Below are 18,670 nucleotides of genomic sequence, written 5' to 3' on the forward strand. Positions count from 1 at the left end.
TAGCTGCTCTATAATAGGTTGCAGTATATTTGAGCAACCAGCAGGCTGTAATTATTTACTAATTAGCTGTTGCATTTATCACCAATGTAATTATAATACGCAGGCTTTCAAAATTCCCAAGGGAACTTGAAAGGATAAATTAAGCTAGGATTTCTAGCTAATAAACAGGAGTTCCGATTTGGAACTCAACGTAGATATAATCTAACAACCGACATCTTAATATTTAAGATTGTTTCGGTCGTTTTTTTATGCTCTTTTAAATGCTCTTTATATTGAGGTTAAGAATGTCAAATCAACGCATTCGTATTCGCCTAAAAGCTTTTGACCACCGTTTGATTGACCAATCAACGGCGGAAATCGTGGAAACTGCGAAACGCACTGGCGCACAAGTACGTGGTCCAATTCCACTACCTACACGCTTTGAACGTTTTACTGTACTAACATCACCGCACGTTAATAAAGACGCGCGTGATCAGTACGAGATCCGCACCCATAAACGTCTGATCGACATCGTAGAACCAACTGACAAGACTGTAGACGCGCTTATGCGTTTAGATCTTGCTGCTGGTGTAGATGTTCAAATCAGCCTGGGTTAATCGGAAGATTAGAGAGGTTTTAGGAAAATGGCATTAGGTCTAGTCGGTCGTAAAGTGGGTATGACACGAATCTTCACTGAAGATGGTGTATCTATCCCTGTGACAGTTATTGAAGCGACACCTAACCGCATTGCTCAGATTAAATCTGAAGCAACAGACGGTTATAACGCGCTTCAAGTAACCGCAGGCACTAAAAAAGCAAGTCGTGTAAACAAAGCTTCAGCGGGTCATTTCGCTAAAGCTGGTGTTGAAGCGGGTCGCGGTCTGTGGGAATTCCGCCTAAATGGTGGTGAAGGCGATTTTGAAGTAGGCGCTGAGCTTACTGTTGAATTATTCAACGAAATCAACAAGGTTGACGTAACCGGTACTTCTAAAGGTAAAGGTTTCCAAGGTGGTGTTAAGCGCTGGAATTTCAGCATGCAAGACGCTACACATGGTAACTCTCTATCTCACCGTGCTCCTGGTTCAATCGGTCAAAACCAATCACCTGGTAAGGTGTTTAAAGGTAAGAAAATGGCCGGTCATATGGGTGCTGAGCGTGTAACGACTCAAAACTTAGAACTAGTTCGCGTTGACGCTGAGCGTAATTTGCTTTTAGTTAAAGGTGCAGTACCTGGCGCTATCGGCGGTGACGTTATCGTTAAACCAGCTGTTAAAGCATAAGTCCTGGAGATTTAGTGATGGAATTAGCAATTAAAGACGCTTCTGGCGGTCTTGAAGTTTCTGAAGCTACTTTTGGACGTGAGTTTAACGAAGCATTAGTACATCAAGTAGTTGTTGCATACGCAGCAGGTGCTCGTCAAGGTACTCGTGCTCAGAAGACACGTTCTGAAGTAAGCGGTGGTGGTAAAAAGCCATGGGCTCAAAAAGGTACTGGCCGAGCACGTGCTGGTACGATTCGTAGCCCAATTTGGCGTTCAGGTGGCGTTAGCTTTGCAGCTAAACCACAGGATCATAGCCAAAAAGTAAACCGTAAAATGTACCGCGGTGCGATCAAAAGCATCTTATCTGAATTAGTTCGTCAAGAGCGTTTAATCGTTGTTGAAAGTTTTGCTCTAGCAGCACCGAAAACTAAAGAACTAGTTGCTAAGCTTAAAGAACTTGAGCTTAAAGATGTTCTTATCGTGACTGAAGAAGTAGATGAAAATCTTTTCTTATCGGCACGTAACCTTTATAAGGTTGACACGCGTGATGTAGCTGGTATCGATCCTGTAAGCTTAATTGCTTTCGACAAGGTACTTATTACAGCCGCTGCTGTTAAGCAACTTGAGGAGGCGCTAGCATGATTCGCGAAGAACGTCTTTTAAAAGTGATCGTTGCTCCACATATCTCTGAAAAAAGCACTATTGCTGCTGAAGAAAACAATACTATTGTTTTTAAAGTAGCGAAAGATTCAACTAAAGCTGAAGTTAAAGCAGCAGTTGAGAAGCTTTTTGAAGTAGAAGTAACGGGTGTTCGCACACTTAACGTTAAGGGTAAAACAAAACGTACTGGCGCACGTTTCGGTCGTCGTAACGACTGGAAAAAAGCTTACGTTACTCTTAAAGAAGGTAGCGAGCTAGACTTTGTCGGCGGCGCCGAGTAATAAGGGGATAGAATTATGGCACTTCAAAAGTGTAAGCCTACTTCTGCGGGCCGTCGTCACTTAGTTAAAGTGGTTAACTCTGATTTACATAAGGGTAAGCCGTACGCACCACTATTAGAGAAAAACTCTAAATCAGGTGGTCGTAATAACAATGGTCGTATTACGGTTCGTCATATCGGTGGTGGTCATAAGCAACATTACCGTTTAATCGATTTTAAACGTACTAAAGATGGCATTCCAGCCACTGTTGAACGTTTAGAATACGATCCAAATCGTAGCGCAAACATCGCTCTTGTATTATATGCAGACGGTGAGCGTCGTTACATTATCGCACCAAAAGGCTTAAAAGCTGGCGATGCAATCCAGTCTGGTGTTGATGCACCAATCAAACCTGGTAATGCATTACCAATGCGTAATATGCCTGTAGGTTCGACTGTTCACAACGTAGAATTAAAACCAGGTAAAGGTGCTCAAATCGCACGTTCTGCTGGTGCATACGTTCAAATCCTTGCTCGTGATGGTCAGTATGTAACATTACGTCTTCGTTCAGGCGAAGTTCGTAAAGTTGAAGCTGATTGTCGTGCGACTCTAGGTGAAGTAGGCAATGCTGAGCATATGCTTCGTTCACTTGGTAAAGCAGGTGCAAATCGCTGGCGTGGTATCCGTCCGACAGTTCGTGGTGTTGCCATGAACCCGGTAGATCACCCACACGGTGGTGGTGAAGGTCGTACATCTGGTGGTCGTCATCCTGTGTCTCCATGGGGTAAGCCGACTAAAGGTGCTAAGACACGTAAGAACAAGCGTACTGATAAGTTTATCGTACGTCGTCGTACTAAATAATAGTTGAGGAATAGCCATGCCACGTTCTCTCAAGAAGGGTCCTTTTATAGACCTACACTTGCTGAAGAAGGTAGAGAAAGCGTTGGAAAGCGGAGACAAGAAGCCAATTAAAACTTGGAGCCGTCGTTCAATGATCATACCTAACATGATCGGATTGACCATCGCTGTCCATAATGGTCGTCAGCACGTTCCTGTGTTTATCACAGACGAAATGATCGGTCACAAACTAGGTGAATTTGCACCAACTCGCACTTACCGTGGCCATGCTGCGGATAAGAAAGCGAAGAAACGATAAGAGGGGAAGATAAATGCAAGCATTAGCTAAACATAAATTCGCCTCTGGTTCGGCGCAAAAAGCACGTCTAGTTGCAGATCAGATCCGCGGACTACCGGTTGATCGCGCACTAGAAATCCTGGCGTACAGCCCGAAAAAAGCGGCTGTATTAGTAAAGAAAGTACTTGAGTCTGCTATTGCTAACGCAGAGCATAACGAAGGTGCTGACATTGATGAGCTTCGTATAACAACGATCTTTGTGGACGATGGTCCTACAATGAAACGTATTATGCCACGTGCTAAAGGACGCGCAGACCGCATCCTTAAGCGTACAAGCCATATCACTGTTATGGTTTCAGATAGCTAGGAGATATAAGTAATGGGACAAAAAGTTCATCCTACTGGTATTCGCCTAGGTATATCTAAACCTTGGGTTTCTACCTGGTACGCGAGTTCAAAAGATTTCTCTGCACAGCTTTTTGGCGATCACAAAGTACGTACATTCCTTACAAAGGAATTGAAAACGGCTTCTGTGTCTAAAATCGTTATTGAGCGTCCAGCAAAATCAATCCGCGTAACAATCCACACGGCTCGTCCGGGTGTTGTTATCGGTAAAAAAGGCGAAGACGTAGAAAAATTACGTCAAGCGGTAACTAAAATCGCTGGTGTACCTGCTCAGATTAATATTTCTGAAGTACGTAAACCAGAACTAGATGCACAACTAGTAGCAGACGGCATTGCCTCTCAACTAGAACGTCGTGTTATGTTCCGTCGCGCTATGAAGCGTTCGGTACAAAATGCAATGCGCATCGGTTCTAAAGGGATTAAAGTTGAAGTTAGCGGTCGTCTTGGCGGCGCAGAAATCGCACGTACAGAGTGGTATCGTGAAGGTCGTGTACCTCTACATACTCTTCGTGCTGATATCGACTACGCAACTTCTGAGGCCTTAACCACTTATGGTATCATTGGTGTTAAAGTTTGGATCTTCAAAGGCGAAGTTATTGGTGGTTTACCACTAGTACAAGAGCAAGAGAAGCCAGCTAAACGCGCACCAAAGAAAGCCAAAAAAAGTGCTAAGTAGAGGTAGCGAGTAATGTTACAGCCAAAACGTACAAAATTCCGTAAAACGCACAAAGGTCGCAACCGTGGTCTAGCGCAAAACGGTAACAAAGTAAGCTTCGGTACTTTCGGTTTGAAAGCTACTGGCCGTGGCCGCATGACTGCTCGTCAAATCGAAGCAGCTCGTCGTGCCATGACGCGTCACGTGAAACGTCAAGGTAAAATCTGGATCCGTGTTTTCCCAGACAAGCCAATCACGAACAAACCGCTTGAAGTTCGTATGGGTAAAGGTAAAGGTTCTGTTGAGTATTGGGTTGCTGAAATTCAGCCTGGTAAAGTACTTTACGAAATGGAAGGTGTTTCAGAAGAGCTTGCTCGTGAAGCGTTTGACCTTGCTGCTCGTAAATTGCCATTCAAAACAACTTTCGTAACTCGGACGGTAATGTGATGAAAGCTAGCGAACTAAAAGATAAAAGCGTAGAAGAGCTTAATACTGAACTTCTAGGACTTCTTCGTGAGCAATTTAATATGCGCATGCAAGCAAGCACTGGTCAGTTAGCTCAGACACACACGCTAAGAACAGTACGCCGCGATATCGCGCGTGTAAAAACAGTTATTAACCAGAAGGCAGGTCAATAATGAGCGATAAAATTCGTACTCTTCAAGGCCGTGTAATTAGCGACAAGATGGAAAAATCTTTCACTATTGCTATCGCACGTTATGTGAAGCACCCAATTTATGGGAAATTCATTCGACGCACGACTAAGCTACACGTACATGACGAAAATAATGAAGTTCAGGCTGGTGACGTAGTTACTATCCGTGAATGTGCTCCAATTTCTAAGAGTAAATCTTGGACATTCGTAGCAGTTATTGAACGTCCAAAACAAGCTTAATTTTTAATTAAGTCTGTTTTATAAAAAGCCCCTGCATTTATTTGCTGGGGCTTTTTGTTTTTGCAAAGCTGCGAGTTTGAGCTGTATGCGATCAGCAACTCGGAGTTAATTTAACGCTCTTTTATGGTTGTGGTATTTATATATCAACAATATTTATCTACTCATTAAAGCTCAGGTACAAAATCCCCCTTTTATCCTTCGAAAATCCGTTTCTTAATCTGTTTTTAACTATATTTACTAAAGTTAATAACTAAATAGAATATCAAAGTTGATTCTGTTCTTTTTTTAACTCTGCATTGCCCGCTATCCTACAAGCTCAGTAAACCTCAACAGATTCTCTCTGGGTGAGGTAAAACTCATTTTGAACGACGTATAACAGTACGTTGTGTTTAACTTTTAGGGTTACGGGGAATTGATTCATGTTGCTAGGTCAACTAAACGCTGCGGCAAGTCCGCTATCGCAAGAGCAAGTACAAAAGCTGCAAGGTTTAGTGGCTGAGCTTAATCCAATTCAACAAGCATGGGTTAGCGGCTATCTTGCTGCAAATGCTAATACGGCGGCCTTAGGCGGTGCTATGAGCGTAGCTCCAAGTGCTGGTGAGGCAGTTGCATTAACTATTTTATATGGCTCGCAAACAGGTAATGCAAAGGGTGTAGCTGCTAAGTTAAAAGCACAAGCAGAGTCACGCGGTTTAGCCGTAAAGCTAGTGAACATGGCCGATTACAAACCAACTGCACTAAAAAAAGAAAAGTTTATAACTGTGGTTGTTGCAACTTACGGCGAAGGTGAGCCACCAGAAGATGCAGAGGCTTTGCACGAATTTTTAACCACTAAAAAAGCGCCTAAGTTAGACGGAGTGAAAGTAGCCGTGATTGGTTTAGGGGATTCGAGCTATGAATTTTTTTGCCAAACAGCAAAAGACTTTGAGCAGCGGTTAAATAAACTCGGCGCAGAAACAATCTATCAACGCGCCGATTTAGATGTAGATTACGATGACGAAGCGGCAACTTGGATCATTGGTGCATTGGATGCCTTTGAACCCGATTTAAAAGCACAGCAAGGTAGCTCAGGTGGTCAGGTTATTGCAATGCCGTTTGCTGGGTCAACTACTGTGGCAAATCAATATACTAAACAAAACCCGTTTGCCGCAGAGTTAGGTTTAGTGCAAAAAATTACAGGTCGCGACTCAACTAAAGATGTCCGCCACGTAGAAATTTCGCTTGAAGGCTCAGACATTAGTTATATACCAGGTGATTCATTAGGCGTGTATTTTTTAAATGACGAAGCCCGTGTTGATGAGTTGCTTACACACACGCAAATTGATGCAGCTAGTTTAGTAAAAGTTGCAGATGAACAGCTAAGTATTCGCGATGCACTGATTGAAAAACTAGAATTAACGCAGTCGTACCCTGGCTTTGTGGAAAAATATGCAATAGCGACAGGCACACCACAACTATTAAAACTGGTTGAAGATAAAGCGGCAATGCATGAATACATTGAACCGCGCCAAATATTTGATGTGGTTGCACAAAACCCGGCTAAGCTTGACGCGCAAACACTCGTCGATTGCCTGCGTAAATTACAAGCACGTTTATATTCAATTGCCTCTAGCCAAAGCGAGGTTGAAGACGAGGTACATTTAACCGTGGCATTGGTTGAATTTAATGCCTTTGGTAGCGAGCATTTGGGCGGTTGTTCGGGCTATTTAGCGCGCCGTGCTGAGGAAGGCTGTAAAGTTAAGGTATTTAGTGAGCATAACGATAATTTCCGTTTACCAACGAATGATGAAACACCAATAATTATGGTTGGCCCTGGTACGGGAATAGCACCGTTTCGCGCCTTTTTACAAGAGCGTGATGCGCGCGGCGCATCAGGTAAAAACTGGCTGTTTTTTGGCAATCCACATTTTACTCAAGACTTTTTATACCAAGTTGAAATTCAAGGTTACTTAAAGTCGGGTTTACTAAGCAAAGTAGATGTTGCATTTAGCCGCGATCAAGCCGAAAAGGTGTATGTGCAAGATAAGTTACGTAGTAACAGCAAAGCTATTTTTGAGTGGCTTGAAGCCGGCGCACATTTTTATGTGTGTGGCGACGCTAATCATATGGCAAAAGATGTACACCAAACATTACTCGAAATTATTAAAGAAAATACCGGTAAGAGCGATGAAGATGCTCAGCAGTATTTAAAAGATTTACGCAGCGCAAACCGCTATCAGAAAGACGTTTACTAAAATTAAATATTTAAAGCAGCCGTCACTGTCACTAATTTAGGATTAAACATGAGCGAACAAGATAAAAACGTAAAGCTTTCTGATAACGAGCGCATGAAACGAGAAAGTAATTTTTTACGTGGCACTATAGCAACAGATTTAAAAGATGAGATCACCGGTGGTTTTACCGCTGATAACTTCCAGTTAATTCGGTTTCACGGTATGTACCAGCAAGATGACCGCGATATTCGTGGTGAGCGTGCTAAGCAAAAGCTTGAGCCATTACACAACGTAATGTTACGTGCGCGTATGCCTGGCGGTATTATTAAGCCTGAGCAATGGTTAGCCATTGATAAATTTGCAGAAGAAAAAACCAGTTATGGCAGTATCCGTTTAACTACGCGTCAAACGTTTCAGTTTCACGGTGTATTAAAGCCTAACATTAAAGGCATGCATCAATTACTGGATAGCGTTGGAATTGACTCTATTGCTACCGCAGGCGATGTTAATCGAAATGTATTGTGTACTACTAATCCGGTTGAGTCAGAGTTGCATCAAGAAGCGTATGAGTGGGCTGCAAAAATTTCAGAGCACTTGTTACCAAAAACTAAGGCTTACGCCGAAATTTGGCTTAATGGTGAAAAAGCAGAAACCACAGAAGAGCCAATTTTAGGTTCTAATTACTTACCGCGTAAGTTTAAAACAACGGTAACAATTCCGCCGAATAATGAAGTGGATGTGCACGCCAACGATTTAAACTTTGTAGCTATTGCCGATAACGGTAAATTAATTGGCTTTAATGTGCTTGTAGGCGGAGGCCTTGCCATGACACATGGCGATACAGCAACCTACCCACGTAAAGCAGACGACTTTGGTTTTATTCCACTAGAACATACGTTAAAAATTGCGGAGCATGTGGTATCGGTACAGCGCGATTGGGGTAATCGTTCAAATCGTAAAAATGCTAAAACAAAATATACATTAGACCGAGTAGGCGTTGATGTATTTAAAGCGGAAGTAGAGAAACGCGCTGGTGTTGAGTTTGCTGCAAGCCGTCCTTATAAATTTACTCACCGAGGCGATCGTATAGGTTGGGTTGAAGGTATAGATGGCAAGCATCACCTAACATTATTTATTCAAAGTGGGCGTATTTTAGATTATCCAAACAAACCACTAAAAACAGGCTGTCGTAAAATAGCAGAAGTTCACCAAGGTGACATGCGCATGACGGCAAACCAAAACTTAATTATTGCTGGTGTAGCTGCAGATCAAAAAGCCGTGATTGAAGAAATTGCCCGTAACCACGGTTTAATTGACGATAAAGATACCGAGCAACGTAAAAACTCCATGGCGTGTGTGGCACTGCCAACATGCCCGTTAGCCATGGCTGAGGCTGAGCGCTATTTACCTAGCTTGGTTGAAAAAATAGAAGCACTACTAGCCAAGCATGGTGTGCCGAATGACAGTATTATTATGCGCGTAGTGGGTTGCCCCAATGGCTGTGGCCGTGCCATGTTAGCCGAAGCGGGATTGGTTGGGAAAGGTCCGGGTAAATATAATGTGTATTTAGGCGGTAATCTTGAAGGCACGCGTATTCCTAAATTATATTTAGAAAATGTGGGTGAAGACGTGTATTTAGCTGCTTTTGATGAATTAATTGGGCAATGGGTTAATGAGCGTAATGACGTTGAATGTTTTGGTGACTTTGTGATCCGCAAAGGCATTGTTGCTGAAGTTAAAGTATCGGTTACCGATTTTCACGCATAATAATAAGCCAGTGCAACACACTGGCTAAGGTTTGGAATTTACCATGAGTGAATTTAAAAATATTTTACAGTTAGATAAACAAAGCCAAACTAGCATGCTAGCAGACGCCAATGGCATACTGAAAAACATGAGCGCTGAACAGCGCGTACAATGGGCACTCGAAAATTTACCTGAGACACATTTTTTATCATCGAGTTTTGGTATTCAAGCCGCCGTAATGTTGCACTTAATAACATCACAACAGCCAGATATTCCGGTGGTATTAACAGATACAGGCTATTTGTTTCCACAAACATATCAATTTATTGAGCAAATGACGGCGCGTTTATCACTCAATTTAAAAGTGTATAAATCAGAACTGAGCCCTGCTTGGCAAGAAGCTAAATTTGGTAAGTTATGGGAGCAAGGAGAGGCCGGAATTAAGCAGTACAATCAGCTTAATAAAGTTGAGCCGATGACTCGCGCCTTAAAAGAAATTAATGCTGGTACGTGGTTTAGTGGCCTGCGTCGCGACCAAGCATCAAGCCGTGCTGATAAGCAAGTAATTGAAATTAGCCGTGGTACAGTAAAAGTTTACCCAATTATTGAGTGGACAAACCGCGATGTATATCAGTATTTAACTAAGCATAACTTGCCGTACCATCCTCTTTGGGAAGAAGGCTATGTGTCTATGGGAGACATACATACTACACGTAAGCTAGAGCCCGGCATGACCGAAGAGGAAACTCGCTTTTTTGGTTTAAACAGAGAGTGTGGTTTGCACATTGATGGTGATGGTATTTAATATTATTGATTACCTCGCTCAATATTTAATAAAACGCAGCCTTGGCTGCGTTTTTTACTTACACAAAAGGATTGCCTGATTGATTACTTTTTATTAGACTTGGCCGAATAAAGGATTAATTTTAAGCAGGAAGGCTATGAAATACTTTACCTATTTAGCAGTGTCAGTAATGATTATTGCTGTTATTTCTCTGTTTTATTTAAAAAAGCCAAACGGAGAAACATGGCTTAGTACATCTGTTGTGAGCAACCAATCTCAGCAAATTAAAGATAAAATAATCTCGTTTACCAGTAACACGTTTGAGCAAGCCGTTAATAGCGTGTCGAATACATCCTCAACAACCCGCAGTAAAATATTTAAGTGGCAAGATCAGCAAGGCCAGTGGCACTTTTCAGATACACCTCACCCTAATGGGAAAAGTGTTGAAGTAAAACTAGATCCTAAAGATATTAACGTGGTAGTTGCCCAAGATACGGCTATTTTATCGGGCAGTTCTAAATCCTCAGCAATAAGTAGCACTTCAGCTACACCTACAGTTTATGATCCAGTATCAATTAAAAAGGTGTTTGATGACGCTGAAAAAGCAAAACAAAAATTAGAGCAACGTACTAAACAATTAAATGATTTAAACAGTTTTTAATTATTTGGGTTTATGGCTATGCGCTTTTAAATAACGTTTTTCTGCTTCCATAAGTAAAATAGTTAAATAAATTTTAGTGGGTAACGATAATAATACGCCAATAGCAATGCAAGCTGCCGCTGTAATTATGCCGCTAATACCATGCTGGCGAGTAAAGTAGCTTGATACAATTAACGCATGACCAGTCACAATTAGGCATAACCCAAGTACAATTGATATTTTAAGTAGCCTAATAATTATAATTTGTGACATAACGCCCTCACTAACAGTCATACTAGTGTAGAGTGTTTTTAAAGCATTACCTTGATTCATCGCAACTGACGCGCATAAAAAAGCCTAACAAAATTGTTAGGCTATGATTAAATTTTAGGCGTAAGTTTAAGCTGCTATTAGTTAATCGAGCATATTACGAAGTACATACTGTAAAATGCCACCGTGTTTGTAGTAATCCCACTCTTTTGGCGTATCAATACGTACATCGGCACTAAAGCTTACTTTTTTACCTTCACTATTAGTTGCAATAACGCTTACTTCTTTGGTTTTATCAAGCAAACCTTCAATATCAAACTGCTCTTGGCCGGTTAAACCTAGCGACTCATGGCTTTCGCCATCTTTAAACTGTAGCGGTAAAACTCCCATACCAATAAGGTTAGAGCGATGAATACGCTCATAGCTTTGTGCTATTACGGCTTTAACACCTAACAGTAGCGAGCCTTTAGCTGCCCAGTCGCGAGATGAGCCGGTACCATATTCTTTACCAGCTAAAATAACCAAGGGCGTATCGTTCTTTTGATATTCCATGGCTGCATCATAAATACTGGCAAGCTCATCATCAGGTTGCGTGCGGGTAACACCGCCTTCAGTACCAGGTGCAAGTAGGTTTTTAAGCCTAATATTAGCAAATGTACCGCGCATCATTACTTCGTGGTTACCACGACGCGAACCATAGGAGTTAAACTGCGCTTGTCCTACTTTGTTATCTTGTAAATATAACCCTGCTGGTGAGTCTGCTTTAATCGCACCGGCTGGCGAAATATGATCCGTAGTAACCGAGTCACCTAGTTTTGCTAAACAACGTGCACCGGTAATGGTTGGAATACCCGGAGGCTCAATACTCATACCATCAAAAAAGGGTGCTTTTTTAATATAGGTTGATGCATCATCCCAATCGTAAAGTTTACCGTCAGGTATTTGAATTTTTTGCCAACGGCTATCACCTTCGTATACGTTAGCATAACTTTTTTCGAACATTTCTCTGGTTACCGTTTCCTTAACTAAATCGCTTACTTCTTTAACACTTGGCCAAATGTTTTTAAGGTAAATATCGTTACCGTTAGCATCTTGTGCCAGTGGTTCGTTATATAGGTCAATATCGGTTCTGCCTGCAATGGCGTAAGCTACAACAAGCGGAGGAGATGCTAAAAAGTTCATTTTTACATCTTGGTGAATACGCCCTTCAAAGTTACGGTTACCCGATAAAATAGAGCTCACAACCAGTTTGTGCTTTTGAATAGCATCTGAAATTTCAGGAGCTAGTGGGCCTGAGTTACCAATACACGTGGTACAACCATAGCCAACTAAGTTAAAGCCTAGGCTTTCTAAATCGTCCATTAGCCCTGCTTTTTCTAAGTAGTCAGTAACGACCTTAGAGCCAGGAGCAAGCGATGTTTTAACCCAAGGTTTTACATTAATCCCTAATTGCTTGGCTTTTTTAGCAACTAAACCAGCCGCTAAAATAACACTGGGGTTAGAGGTATTTGTACAACTAGTAATTGCGGCAATAACACAGGCACCATCGTTTAGTTCAAACTCTTGGCCCTTAAAGTTTACTTTGGCTGCCCCTATAAACGGTGCTTCATTGCTTGACTCGTCAGGGTTAGTTGCAGGGCCTTCGCTTTCGATACGCGCTTGCTGTGTATCACTGCTGCTAATTTTTGCTAAACGCTCTTCTTGAAACTCTTTTAAATGTTGGCTAATTGCTTCACCCGCTTTATCAAGCGATATTCTATCTTGTGGGCGTTTAGGGCCAGCAAGGCTTGGTACTACGTCATCTAATATCAGTTCAAGTTTATCGGTGTAATTAGCTTCATCGCCATCGTTGCGCCATAAGCCTTGATGCTTAGCATAATCTTCAATAAGTTTAAGCTGTTTTTCATCGCGGTTGGTTAAACGCAGATAGTTAATGGTTTCGTCATCAATCGGGAAAATACCACATGTAGCACCATATTCTGGCGCCATGTTGGCAATTGTTGCTCTATCGGCAAGTGGTAAGTCGGCAAGGCCATCACCATAAAACTCTACAAATTTACCTACTACACCATGGTTACGTAGCATTTCGGTAACGGTAAGTACTAAGTCGGTAGCTGTGGTGCCCTCTGGTAAACGGCCGTTTAATTTAACCCCTACAACCTGAGGTATTAATAAACTAATAGGTTGGCCAAGCATGGCGGCTTCGGCTTCAATACCGCCTACGCCCCAACCAAGTACGCCTAAGCCGTTAATCATAGTGGTGTGCGAATCGGTACCCACTAAGGTGTCTGGATACGCATATTTTTGGCCATTGCGTTCATCGTTAAAAACAACACGGGCTAAGTACTCTAAATTTACTTGGTGCACAATGCCGGTTGCCGGAGGCACAACTTTTAAGTTATCGAAGGCGGTTTGGCCCCAACGTAAAAATTCATAACGCTCTTTATTACGGTCATATTCAAGCTTGGCGTTTAAGTCAAACGCACCTTCATTACCATAACCATCTACTTGCACAGAGTGGTCAATAACAAGTTCAGCAGGAGAAAGCGGGTTAATTTTTGCAGGATCGCCGCCTAATTTTTCCATTGCATCGCGCATTGCCGCTAAATCGACAATAGCAGGTACACCGGTAAAGTCTTGCATCACAACACGGGCAGGCGTAAACGCTACTTCAGCAGAGGGTTTAGCTTGAGGGTCCCAATCTAATAGGGCTTGAATGTCTTGTTCTTTAATGTTTTCGCCGTCTTCGTTACGAAGTAGGTTTTCGAGTAGTATTTTTAAAGAAAAAGGTAAGCGTTTGGCTTTGTCGCCAAGACCTTTAAGAGAGTGAATATGAAACTGCTCACCATTAACGGTAAGTTGCTGTTGGGTTTTGAAACTATTATTCATTATTTGCCCCTTTGTTATTAGATAAGTGCTATGTAGAGTGACCTTTTATAGTTTGTGAATTGCAAAGTGTATACCAAGATAAAAACAGTGTTTAAAGTGTGATTTTTAAACAGCCGTTACAATAGAGATGATGCTGAAAGTTTTTAATTCAAGAGAGCCAGCTAGACTTACCCAAAAGATATTTTTAATTTGCATACAACCAGCCTTGCTGTTTGCCCTTAAAGCTAACGTAAAGTAGTAATATGGCAATTACTACCACCAGCAGTGGCATAAATACCGCGCTAGACCCCATTATTTCAACGCTGTTAATAACAATAAAGTTGTAATACTGTTGGATTAAAATAGCCATTAACGACACGGTAAATACGGGCAGTGCAAATGACTTTTTAGCGAGTAATAAAACACTGCCAAGCGTGCCGCCAAATACTGCAATAGAAAATGCAATGGTTGACCAAGCGGGGATGTTAGAATATGCAGCTTGCTGATCTATAGGCATTTTGCTAATTACTTCAGGTGTCATCAGCATTTGTAGTGCAAAGGCAATAACGCCACATAAGTTCCATATAAGCGCTACCCATGCGAGTGGTTTTAACCACTTAGGAGGGGGATGTGCAAGCATTTAATTACCTTACTTTTTGTTATAGTTAGTGAGGTAATTAAAGATCAAAAAAGCCAACTATACAAGTTGGCTCGTTTTATAAATAAAAATCAAAAAAAGACTATAATTTAACCGAATGAAATAGGGCGACGACCGGTTTTTTCATCTACTTTAGGTTTTTTAGTGCGCTTACGTTTATTTTTTGCAGGCTGACTCACCGGTTGCGGTGCTGCTTGGTTTGGCTCTGATTGCGGCTGCTCGGCAGGTCGTTCTGCCGGTGTTGCATCTTCACTTAACGCTAGTTGAAAAAGCTCGCCATCAAACTCTAGTATGTCGCCACTGTATAGTTTTTTCCGTTTAATTGTACAAATTTCATGGTTAACACCCACATAACCTTCAGCAATTAAGTTTTTTGCTTGGCCGCCGCCTTCCACTAAATTTAGTACTTTTAATAATTTACACAGCTCAATCGGCTCTTCTTCTAATTCAATTTCTATATATTCTTCGTTCATGTTTGCTCTCGGTGGGGTAACGCATTAACGCTAGTATAAAGTGAAGTCACTATTTTTGCATCAAAGTGCGTATACAAATCTAACCATGGTTTTCTATGTGTTCGCTCAACTTGGCAATACGTAAGCTCATACCTTCTATTATTCGATCTTTAATTTTTTCGCGTATTACATTGGGTAAGCGAGTAAGTGCATCAGAAGTAATAGCAAGCACAATTGCATCTGTTTTAGCGCGTGCGCTAATGCTGCGTGCACGGTTATTAATAAAAGCGCCTTCACCTATAAACTCCCCGGGGCGTATAGTACCGAGCTCTAATAAATGGTTGTGCTTAAACACTATTAATGCACCGCTAAGTACTATAAATAGGCGCTTATCGTTGTCGTGCTGTTTAAATAAAAATGAATTTTCGCGCACTAAATACAATAAACCAAACGACTCTAAAAGTATTTGGCGCTCGTTAAGGCTAAATTCTTTAAAAAATCCTAAACGGTTGATAATTTCCATCTGTTTAAATAGCGGAATGTTCTCTATTAACTTCATTAATTACCTAAGAGTTATTACGCGCAAAACTAATTAATGTTGCGCTCTTTTAATTTACGGGTCAATGTATTGCGTCCCCAGCCTATTTTTATAGCGGCTTCTTGTTTGTGGCCTGCGCAATTGGCGAGTGCTGCTTTTATTAAGCGGGTTTCGAGTTGCGCTTGAATATTAGGCCAAATATTTTCCTTACCTTGTTTAAGTTCCTGATTAAGCCATAACTGGAAGGCATCTAACCAATCGCCTTCTTCTTGAGTTAGTGAGGCATTAATAATTTCAGGTGGCAAGTCTTGCTCGCTAACAAGCTCGCCAGGAGCCATAACCGTAAGCCAACGGCAGGTGTTTTCTAATTGGCGTACGTTACCGGGCCAACTGAACAAGCGTAGCTGCTCAATTGCTTTCAGGCTAAGAATTTTGCTTTCTACTTGCAGATCTTTAGCGCTTTTATGTAAAAAGTGCAGTGCTAGACGCTCAATGTCTTCGGTACGTTCTCGAAGGGCAGGTAAGCGCAGGCGCACTACATTTAAGCGATGAAATAAATCATCCCTAAACTTGCCTTGTTTTACTAGCTCTTCAAGGTTTTGATGGGTTGCAGCAATAATACGCACATCTACTTTTATGCTTTTATGCCCGCCAACACGGTAAAACTCTCCATCAGATAATACCCGCAGTAATCGAGTTTGTACGTCGAGGGGCATATCGCCAATTTCATCTAAAAATAGGGTGCCGCCATTGGCTTGTTCAAAGCGGCCTTTTCGCACGCTATCTGCACCAGTAAAAGCCCCTTTTTCATGGCCGAATAATTCTGACTCAACCAGTTCTTTAGGAATTGCGGCCATATTTAGCGCAATAAATTGGTTTTCTTTACGCGGGCTATGGTTGTGCAGGGCGCTGGCAACAAGCTCTTTACCTGTTCCTGACTCACCATTAATAAGTACACTCATGCTTGAAGCTGCAAGCTTACCTATGGCCCTAAACACTTCTTGCATAGCAGGTGCTTCGCCAATTATATGTGCGCTTTTAGGGGGCGTGAGTTTACGTTTAACTTTTTTTGTAGAATTAGCTCTATAGGCGCTTTCAACTAGGGCAACCGCTTCGTTTAAATCAAAAGGTTTGGCTAAATATTCAAAAGCCCCTTTTTGAAAAGCATTTACGGCGGAATCGAGATCTGAATGCGCGGTAATAATAATAACCGGTAAGCCGGGCACTTGCTCTGCTATTAGCTCCAGCAGTGCCATGCCGTCCATTCCGGGCATTCTTACATCGGAGATCAGCACGCTCGGTTGGCTAAATTTTAATGCATTAAGCACACTTTGTGCTTCAGCAAAGCTTTGTACTGTAAAACCTGCGCGAGTAAGCGCTTTTTCTAATACAAAACGAATAGAGGCATCGTCATCTACAAGCCAAACTGTTTTCATGCGTACTCCAAGGCGTTAATCTGCAAGAGGCAGATAAATATTAAATTCGGTGTGACCAGGCCAGCTATCGCACTCAATATAACCATTGTGTTGATCAATTAATGTTTGCGCTATAGAAAGTCCCAATCCAGAGCCGCCATCTTTATTGGTGATCATCGGATAAAACAAAGTATCGCGTACACTAATATCAATCCCTGGGCCATTATCGAGCACTTGAATTAACAAGGCTTTTTTTGGTGCCTTACCGGGCCTACGGTGCTGATAGTTAATTCGGGTTTTAATTTTTATTTCCCCACCATTAACTAATGCCTGCTGGGCATTACGCACAATATTAAGTACCACTTGTTGCACTTTACTTTGGTCAATATAGACATCGGGAATACTCGGGTCGTAATCTTTTACCAAGCGAATATTGTCACTATTATCTAGGGTACTTAATTTGATCACCGACTCTAAAGTTTGATGTATATTGCCATAAGACTTTTGCGGTAATTGGTTAGGCCCAAGTAGTCTATCTACTAACTCACGCAGTCGGTCGGCTTGCTCAATAATAAGCTCGGCACATTCATTTCTTTCTTGCTGGTCTACCTCGTACTGCAATAACTGCGCCGCTCCGCGAATTCCCCCTAAAGGGTTTTTAATTTCGTGTGCTAAACCACGAATTAAATTACGTGCGGCTTGGTATTGATGCATTTGGTTTGATGCTTGATCGAATTTAATTTCATCATCGGTTTGCCGACATTCTAATAAAATATAAAGCGCACCTTGGTATTTTATCTGTTTTGAACTGACCGCTAATTTAGCATGGCGAGAATCAACAAATACCACGTCAGCCCTATGCTGGTGGCAATCTACGCCATCAATTAAAGAGTATTGCGCTATGCGTTTTAAATCGATTGAATGGTAGTTAAATAAATCATCAAAAGATTGCCCTAATAAACGCTTAGTGCCTAAACCAAGCAGCTCGCTGGTACTGGTATTGGCGTAAATAAGCGTAAAGCTTTCGTTTAAAAGCATCACGGCGGTGGTTTGATTTTGCCATATGGCATTGAGTAGCTCAGGGCTAAAGTGTGTGTTATTAAGCATAGTTGCACCATTTTAGTGCGCCTGTATTTTCAGGCAAGTAATTTAATGAAATTGCACTGCAATTGCTATTTTTAATGTGAATTAGGAGGGAGTTAATTACCTAAGCTTAAGCCTTTTCTGTGCATAAAAAACACACTTAATGGGCTTATCGCAATAACTTGGTTTTGTTTGTTGTACAGCTTAACTTGCAGAGTGTGCTCACCACGCTCTACATCTCTTAAAGCAAAGGTTGAGGTATCACTTGCTGCGCCATAGGCTTTACCATCAAGCAATAGCTGTATTGTAAAGTCGTTTTCAAAGCGGGGGGTAATGCGAGCAGATACATACACAGAGCCGGTATTTTCACGAATAGTTTGTTTGTGCTCAGGCGATGCAATACCAATACTAAATGCAACTGGTTGCACTTTAGTTTGGCTATTTAAAATATCAGTATTTGTTGCAGGCATGGTTAAATCTTGGCTGGTGAGTTTTATCTCTTTGGCGCCAATATGAGGGGTATCTGAAAACACCAGTACGCCATTTTTATCTTTCCATGCGTAAATTTTTTTTTCACCAGCGTAACTACAAACACTTAATAATGAAGTAATTAGTAGTAATAAAATCTTGCTACTCACTCTGCAACCCTGCATTTTTAACATTAACTTTACTTTAGTGGAGAAAGTACTAATTTACCATTAAAAAAGCCCGCAATGCGGGCTTAAATATATATTTTGTAACTGTTAATTAAAA

23 protein-coding genes are annotated in these 18,670 nt (G+C 41.6%); 15 read left to right on the forward strand and 8 right to left on the reverse strand.

Features of this window, described 5'->3' with window-relative positions; translation table 11 throughout:
• The first annotated feature begins 284 nt into the window (after positions 1-284).
• The 15 genes from rpsJ (at position 285) to PTRA_RS00795 (ending at position 10,654) form a co-directional block, all read left to right on the forward strand.
• Positions 285-596, forward strand: coding sequence for a 30S ribosomal protein S10 (gene rpsJ, locus PTRA_RS00725; protein WP_002957900.1), 312 nt, complete (start codon positions 285-287; stop codon positions 594-596).
• Between the two features lie 27 nt (positions 597-623).
• Entirely contained in the window at positions 624-1,259 is a 636-nt protein-coding gene (rplC, locus tag PTRA_RS00730; protein WP_011326865.1) for a 50S ribosomal protein L3, read from the forward strand.
• Between the two features lie 17 nt (positions 1,260-1,276).
• Complete coding sequence (rplD, locus tag PTRA_RS00735; RefSeq protein WP_002957897.1) at positions 1,277-1,882, forward strand: 50S ribosomal protein L4; 606 nt, start codon at positions 1,277-1,279, stop codon at positions 1,880-1,882.
• Positions 1,879-2,181 (forward strand): 50S ribosomal protein L23, encoded by a 303-nt coding sequence (gene rplW, locus PTRA_RS00740; protein WP_011326866.1) that lies wholly within the window; start codon positions 1,879-1,881, stop codon positions 2,179-2,181. Before rplD ends, rplW begins: the two co-directional genes overlap by 4 nt.
• Positions 2,182-2,196: 15 nt before the next feature.
• Complete coding sequence (gene rplB, locus PTRA_RS00745; protein ID WP_011326867.1) at positions 2,197-3,021, forward strand: 50S ribosomal protein L2; 825 nt, start codon at positions 2,197-2,199, stop codon at positions 3,019-3,021.
• Between the two features lie 16 nt (positions 3,022-3,037).
• Complete coding sequence (gene rpsS / locus PTRA_RS00750) at positions 3,038-3,316, forward strand: 30S ribosomal protein S19 (RefSeq protein WP_010376377.1); 279 nt, start codon at positions 3,038-3,040, stop codon at positions 3,314-3,316.
• Positions 3,317-3,329: 13 nt separating this feature from the next.
• Positions 3,330-3,662 (forward strand): 50S ribosomal protein L22, encoded by a 333-nt coding sequence (gene rplV, locus PTRA_RS00755; RefSeq protein WP_002957892.1) that lies wholly within the window; start codon positions 3,330-3,332, stop codon positions 3,660-3,662.
• A 12-nt stretch (positions 3,663-3,674) separates the two neighbouring features.
• The gene (rpsC, locus tag PTRA_RS00760) at positions 3,675-4,376 is read left to right on the forward strand and encodes a 30S ribosomal protein S3 (protein WP_011326869.1); all 702 of its coding nucleotides are present in this window, start codon (positions 3,675-3,677) and stop codon (positions 4,374-4,376) included.
• Positions 4,377-4,388: 12 nt separating this feature from the next.
• Positions 4,389-4,802, forward strand: coding sequence for a 50S ribosomal protein L16 (gene rplP / locus PTRA_RS00765; protein ID WP_011326870.1), 414 nt, complete (start codon positions 4,389-4,391; stop codon positions 4,800-4,802).
• On the forward strand, positions 4,802-4,993 hold the full coding sequence (rpmC, locus tag PTRA_RS00770; RefSeq protein ID WP_011326871.1) for a 50S ribosomal protein L29: 192 nt from the start codon (positions 4,802-4,804) through the stop codon (positions 4,991-4,993). The genes rplP and rpmC overlap by 1 nt, the downstream gene beginning before the upstream one ends.
• The gene (rpsQ, locus tag PTRA_RS00775; RefSeq protein WP_011326872.1) at positions 4,993-5,250 is read left to right on the forward strand and encodes a 30S ribosomal protein S17; all 258 of its coding nucleotides are present in this window, start codon (positions 4,993-4,995) and stop codon (positions 5,248-5,250) included. The genes rpmC and rpsQ overlap by 1 nt, the downstream gene beginning before the upstream one ends.
• A 419-nt stretch (positions 5,251-5,669) precedes the next feature.
• Positions 5,670-7,484 carry an assimilatory sulfite reductase (NADPH) flavoprotein subunit gene (locus tag PTRA_RS00780; protein WP_058372318.1) on the forward strand — a complete coding sequence of 605 codons (1,815 nt, stop codon included), beginning with the start codon at positions 5,670-5,672 and terminating at the stop codon, positions 7,482-7,484.
• A gap of 48 nt (positions 7,485-7,532) precedes the next feature.
• A complete protein-coding gene (gene cysI / locus PTRA_RS00785; RefSeq protein WP_058372319.1) occupies positions 7,533-9,230 on the forward strand; it encodes an assimilatory sulfite reductase (NADPH) hemoprotein subunit in 1,698 nt (565 codons plus the stop codon).
• Between the two features lie 43 nt (positions 9,231-9,273).
• A complete protein-coding gene (locus PTRA_RS00790; protein WP_058372320.1) occupies positions 9,274-10,014 on the forward strand; it encodes a phosphoadenylyl-sulfate reductase in 741 nt (246 codons plus the stop codon).
• 136 nt (positions 10,015-10,150) lie between these two features.
• The gene (locus PTRA_RS00795; protein ID WP_058372321.1) at positions 10,151-10,654 is read left to right on the forward strand and encodes a DUF4124 domain-containing protein; all 504 of its coding nucleotides are present in this window, start codon (positions 10,151-10,153) and stop codon (positions 10,652-10,654) included.
• Here the strand turns inward: PTRA_RS00795 and PTRA_RS00800 are convergent, their stop codons facing one another.
• The 8 genes from PTRA_RS00800 to PTRA_RS00835 all read right to left on the reverse strand — a co-directional run bounded on the left by PTRA_RS00800 (position 10,655) and on the right by PTRA_RS00835 (position 18,555).
• Entirely contained in the window at positions 10,655-10,906 is a 252-nt protein-coding gene (locus PTRA_RS00800; RefSeq protein ID WP_058374480.1) for a hypothetical protein, read from the reverse strand.
• 141 nt (positions 10,907-11,047) lie between these two features.
• The gene (gene acnA / locus PTRA_RS00805; RefSeq protein ID WP_058372322.1) at positions 11,048-13,792 is read right to left on the reverse strand and encodes an aconitate hydratase AcnA; all 2,745 of its coding nucleotides are present in this window, start codon (positions 13,790-13,792) and stop codon (positions 11,048-11,050) included.
• A 184-nt stretch (positions 13,793-13,976) separates the two neighbouring features.
• Complete coding sequence (locus PTRA_RS00810; protein WP_058372323.1) at positions 13,977-14,411, reverse strand: hypothetical protein; 435 nt, start codon at positions 14,409-14,411, stop codon at positions 13,977-13,979.
• A gap of 107 nt (positions 14,412-14,518) precedes the next feature.
• A complete protein-coding gene (locus PTRA_RS00815; RefSeq protein WP_058372324.1) occupies positions 14,519-14,902 on the reverse strand; it encodes an RNA-binding S4 domain-containing protein in 384 nt (127 codons plus the stop codon).
• A gap of 79 nt (positions 14,903-14,981) precedes the next feature.
• Positions 14,982-15,440: a Crp/Fnr family transcriptional regulator gene (locus PTRA_RS00820; protein ID WP_011326881.1), complete on the reverse strand. Its 459-nt coding sequence runs from the start codon at positions 15,438-15,440 to the stop codon at positions 14,982-14,984.
• A 29-nt stretch (positions 15,441-15,469) separates the two neighbouring features.
• Positions 15,470-16,855: a nitrogen regulation protein NR(I) gene (ntrC, locus tag PTRA_RS00825; protein WP_058372325.1), complete on the reverse strand. Its 1,386-nt coding sequence runs from the start codon at positions 16,853-16,855 to the stop codon at positions 15,470-15,472.
• Between the two features lie 15 nt (positions 16,856-16,870).
• A complete protein-coding gene (gene glnL, locus PTRA_RS00830; protein WP_058372326.1) occupies positions 16,871-17,941 on the reverse strand; it encodes a nitrogen regulation protein NR(II) in 1,071 nt (356 codons plus the stop codon).
• A gap of 92 nt (positions 17,942-18,033) precedes the next feature.
• The gene (locus tag PTRA_RS00835) at positions 18,034-18,555 is read right to left on the reverse strand and encodes a DUF4124 domain-containing protein (RefSeq protein ID WP_099046594.1); all 522 of its coding nucleotides are present in this window, start codon (positions 18,553-18,555) and stop codon (positions 18,034-18,036) included.
• Positions 18,556-18,670 lie beyond the last annotated feature (115 nt).

The organism is Pseudoalteromonas translucida KMM 520 (assembly GCF_001465295.1).
GTDB lineage: Bacteria > Pseudomonadota > Gammaproteobacteria > Enterobacterales > Alteromonadaceae > Pseudoalteromonas > Pseudoalteromonas translucida.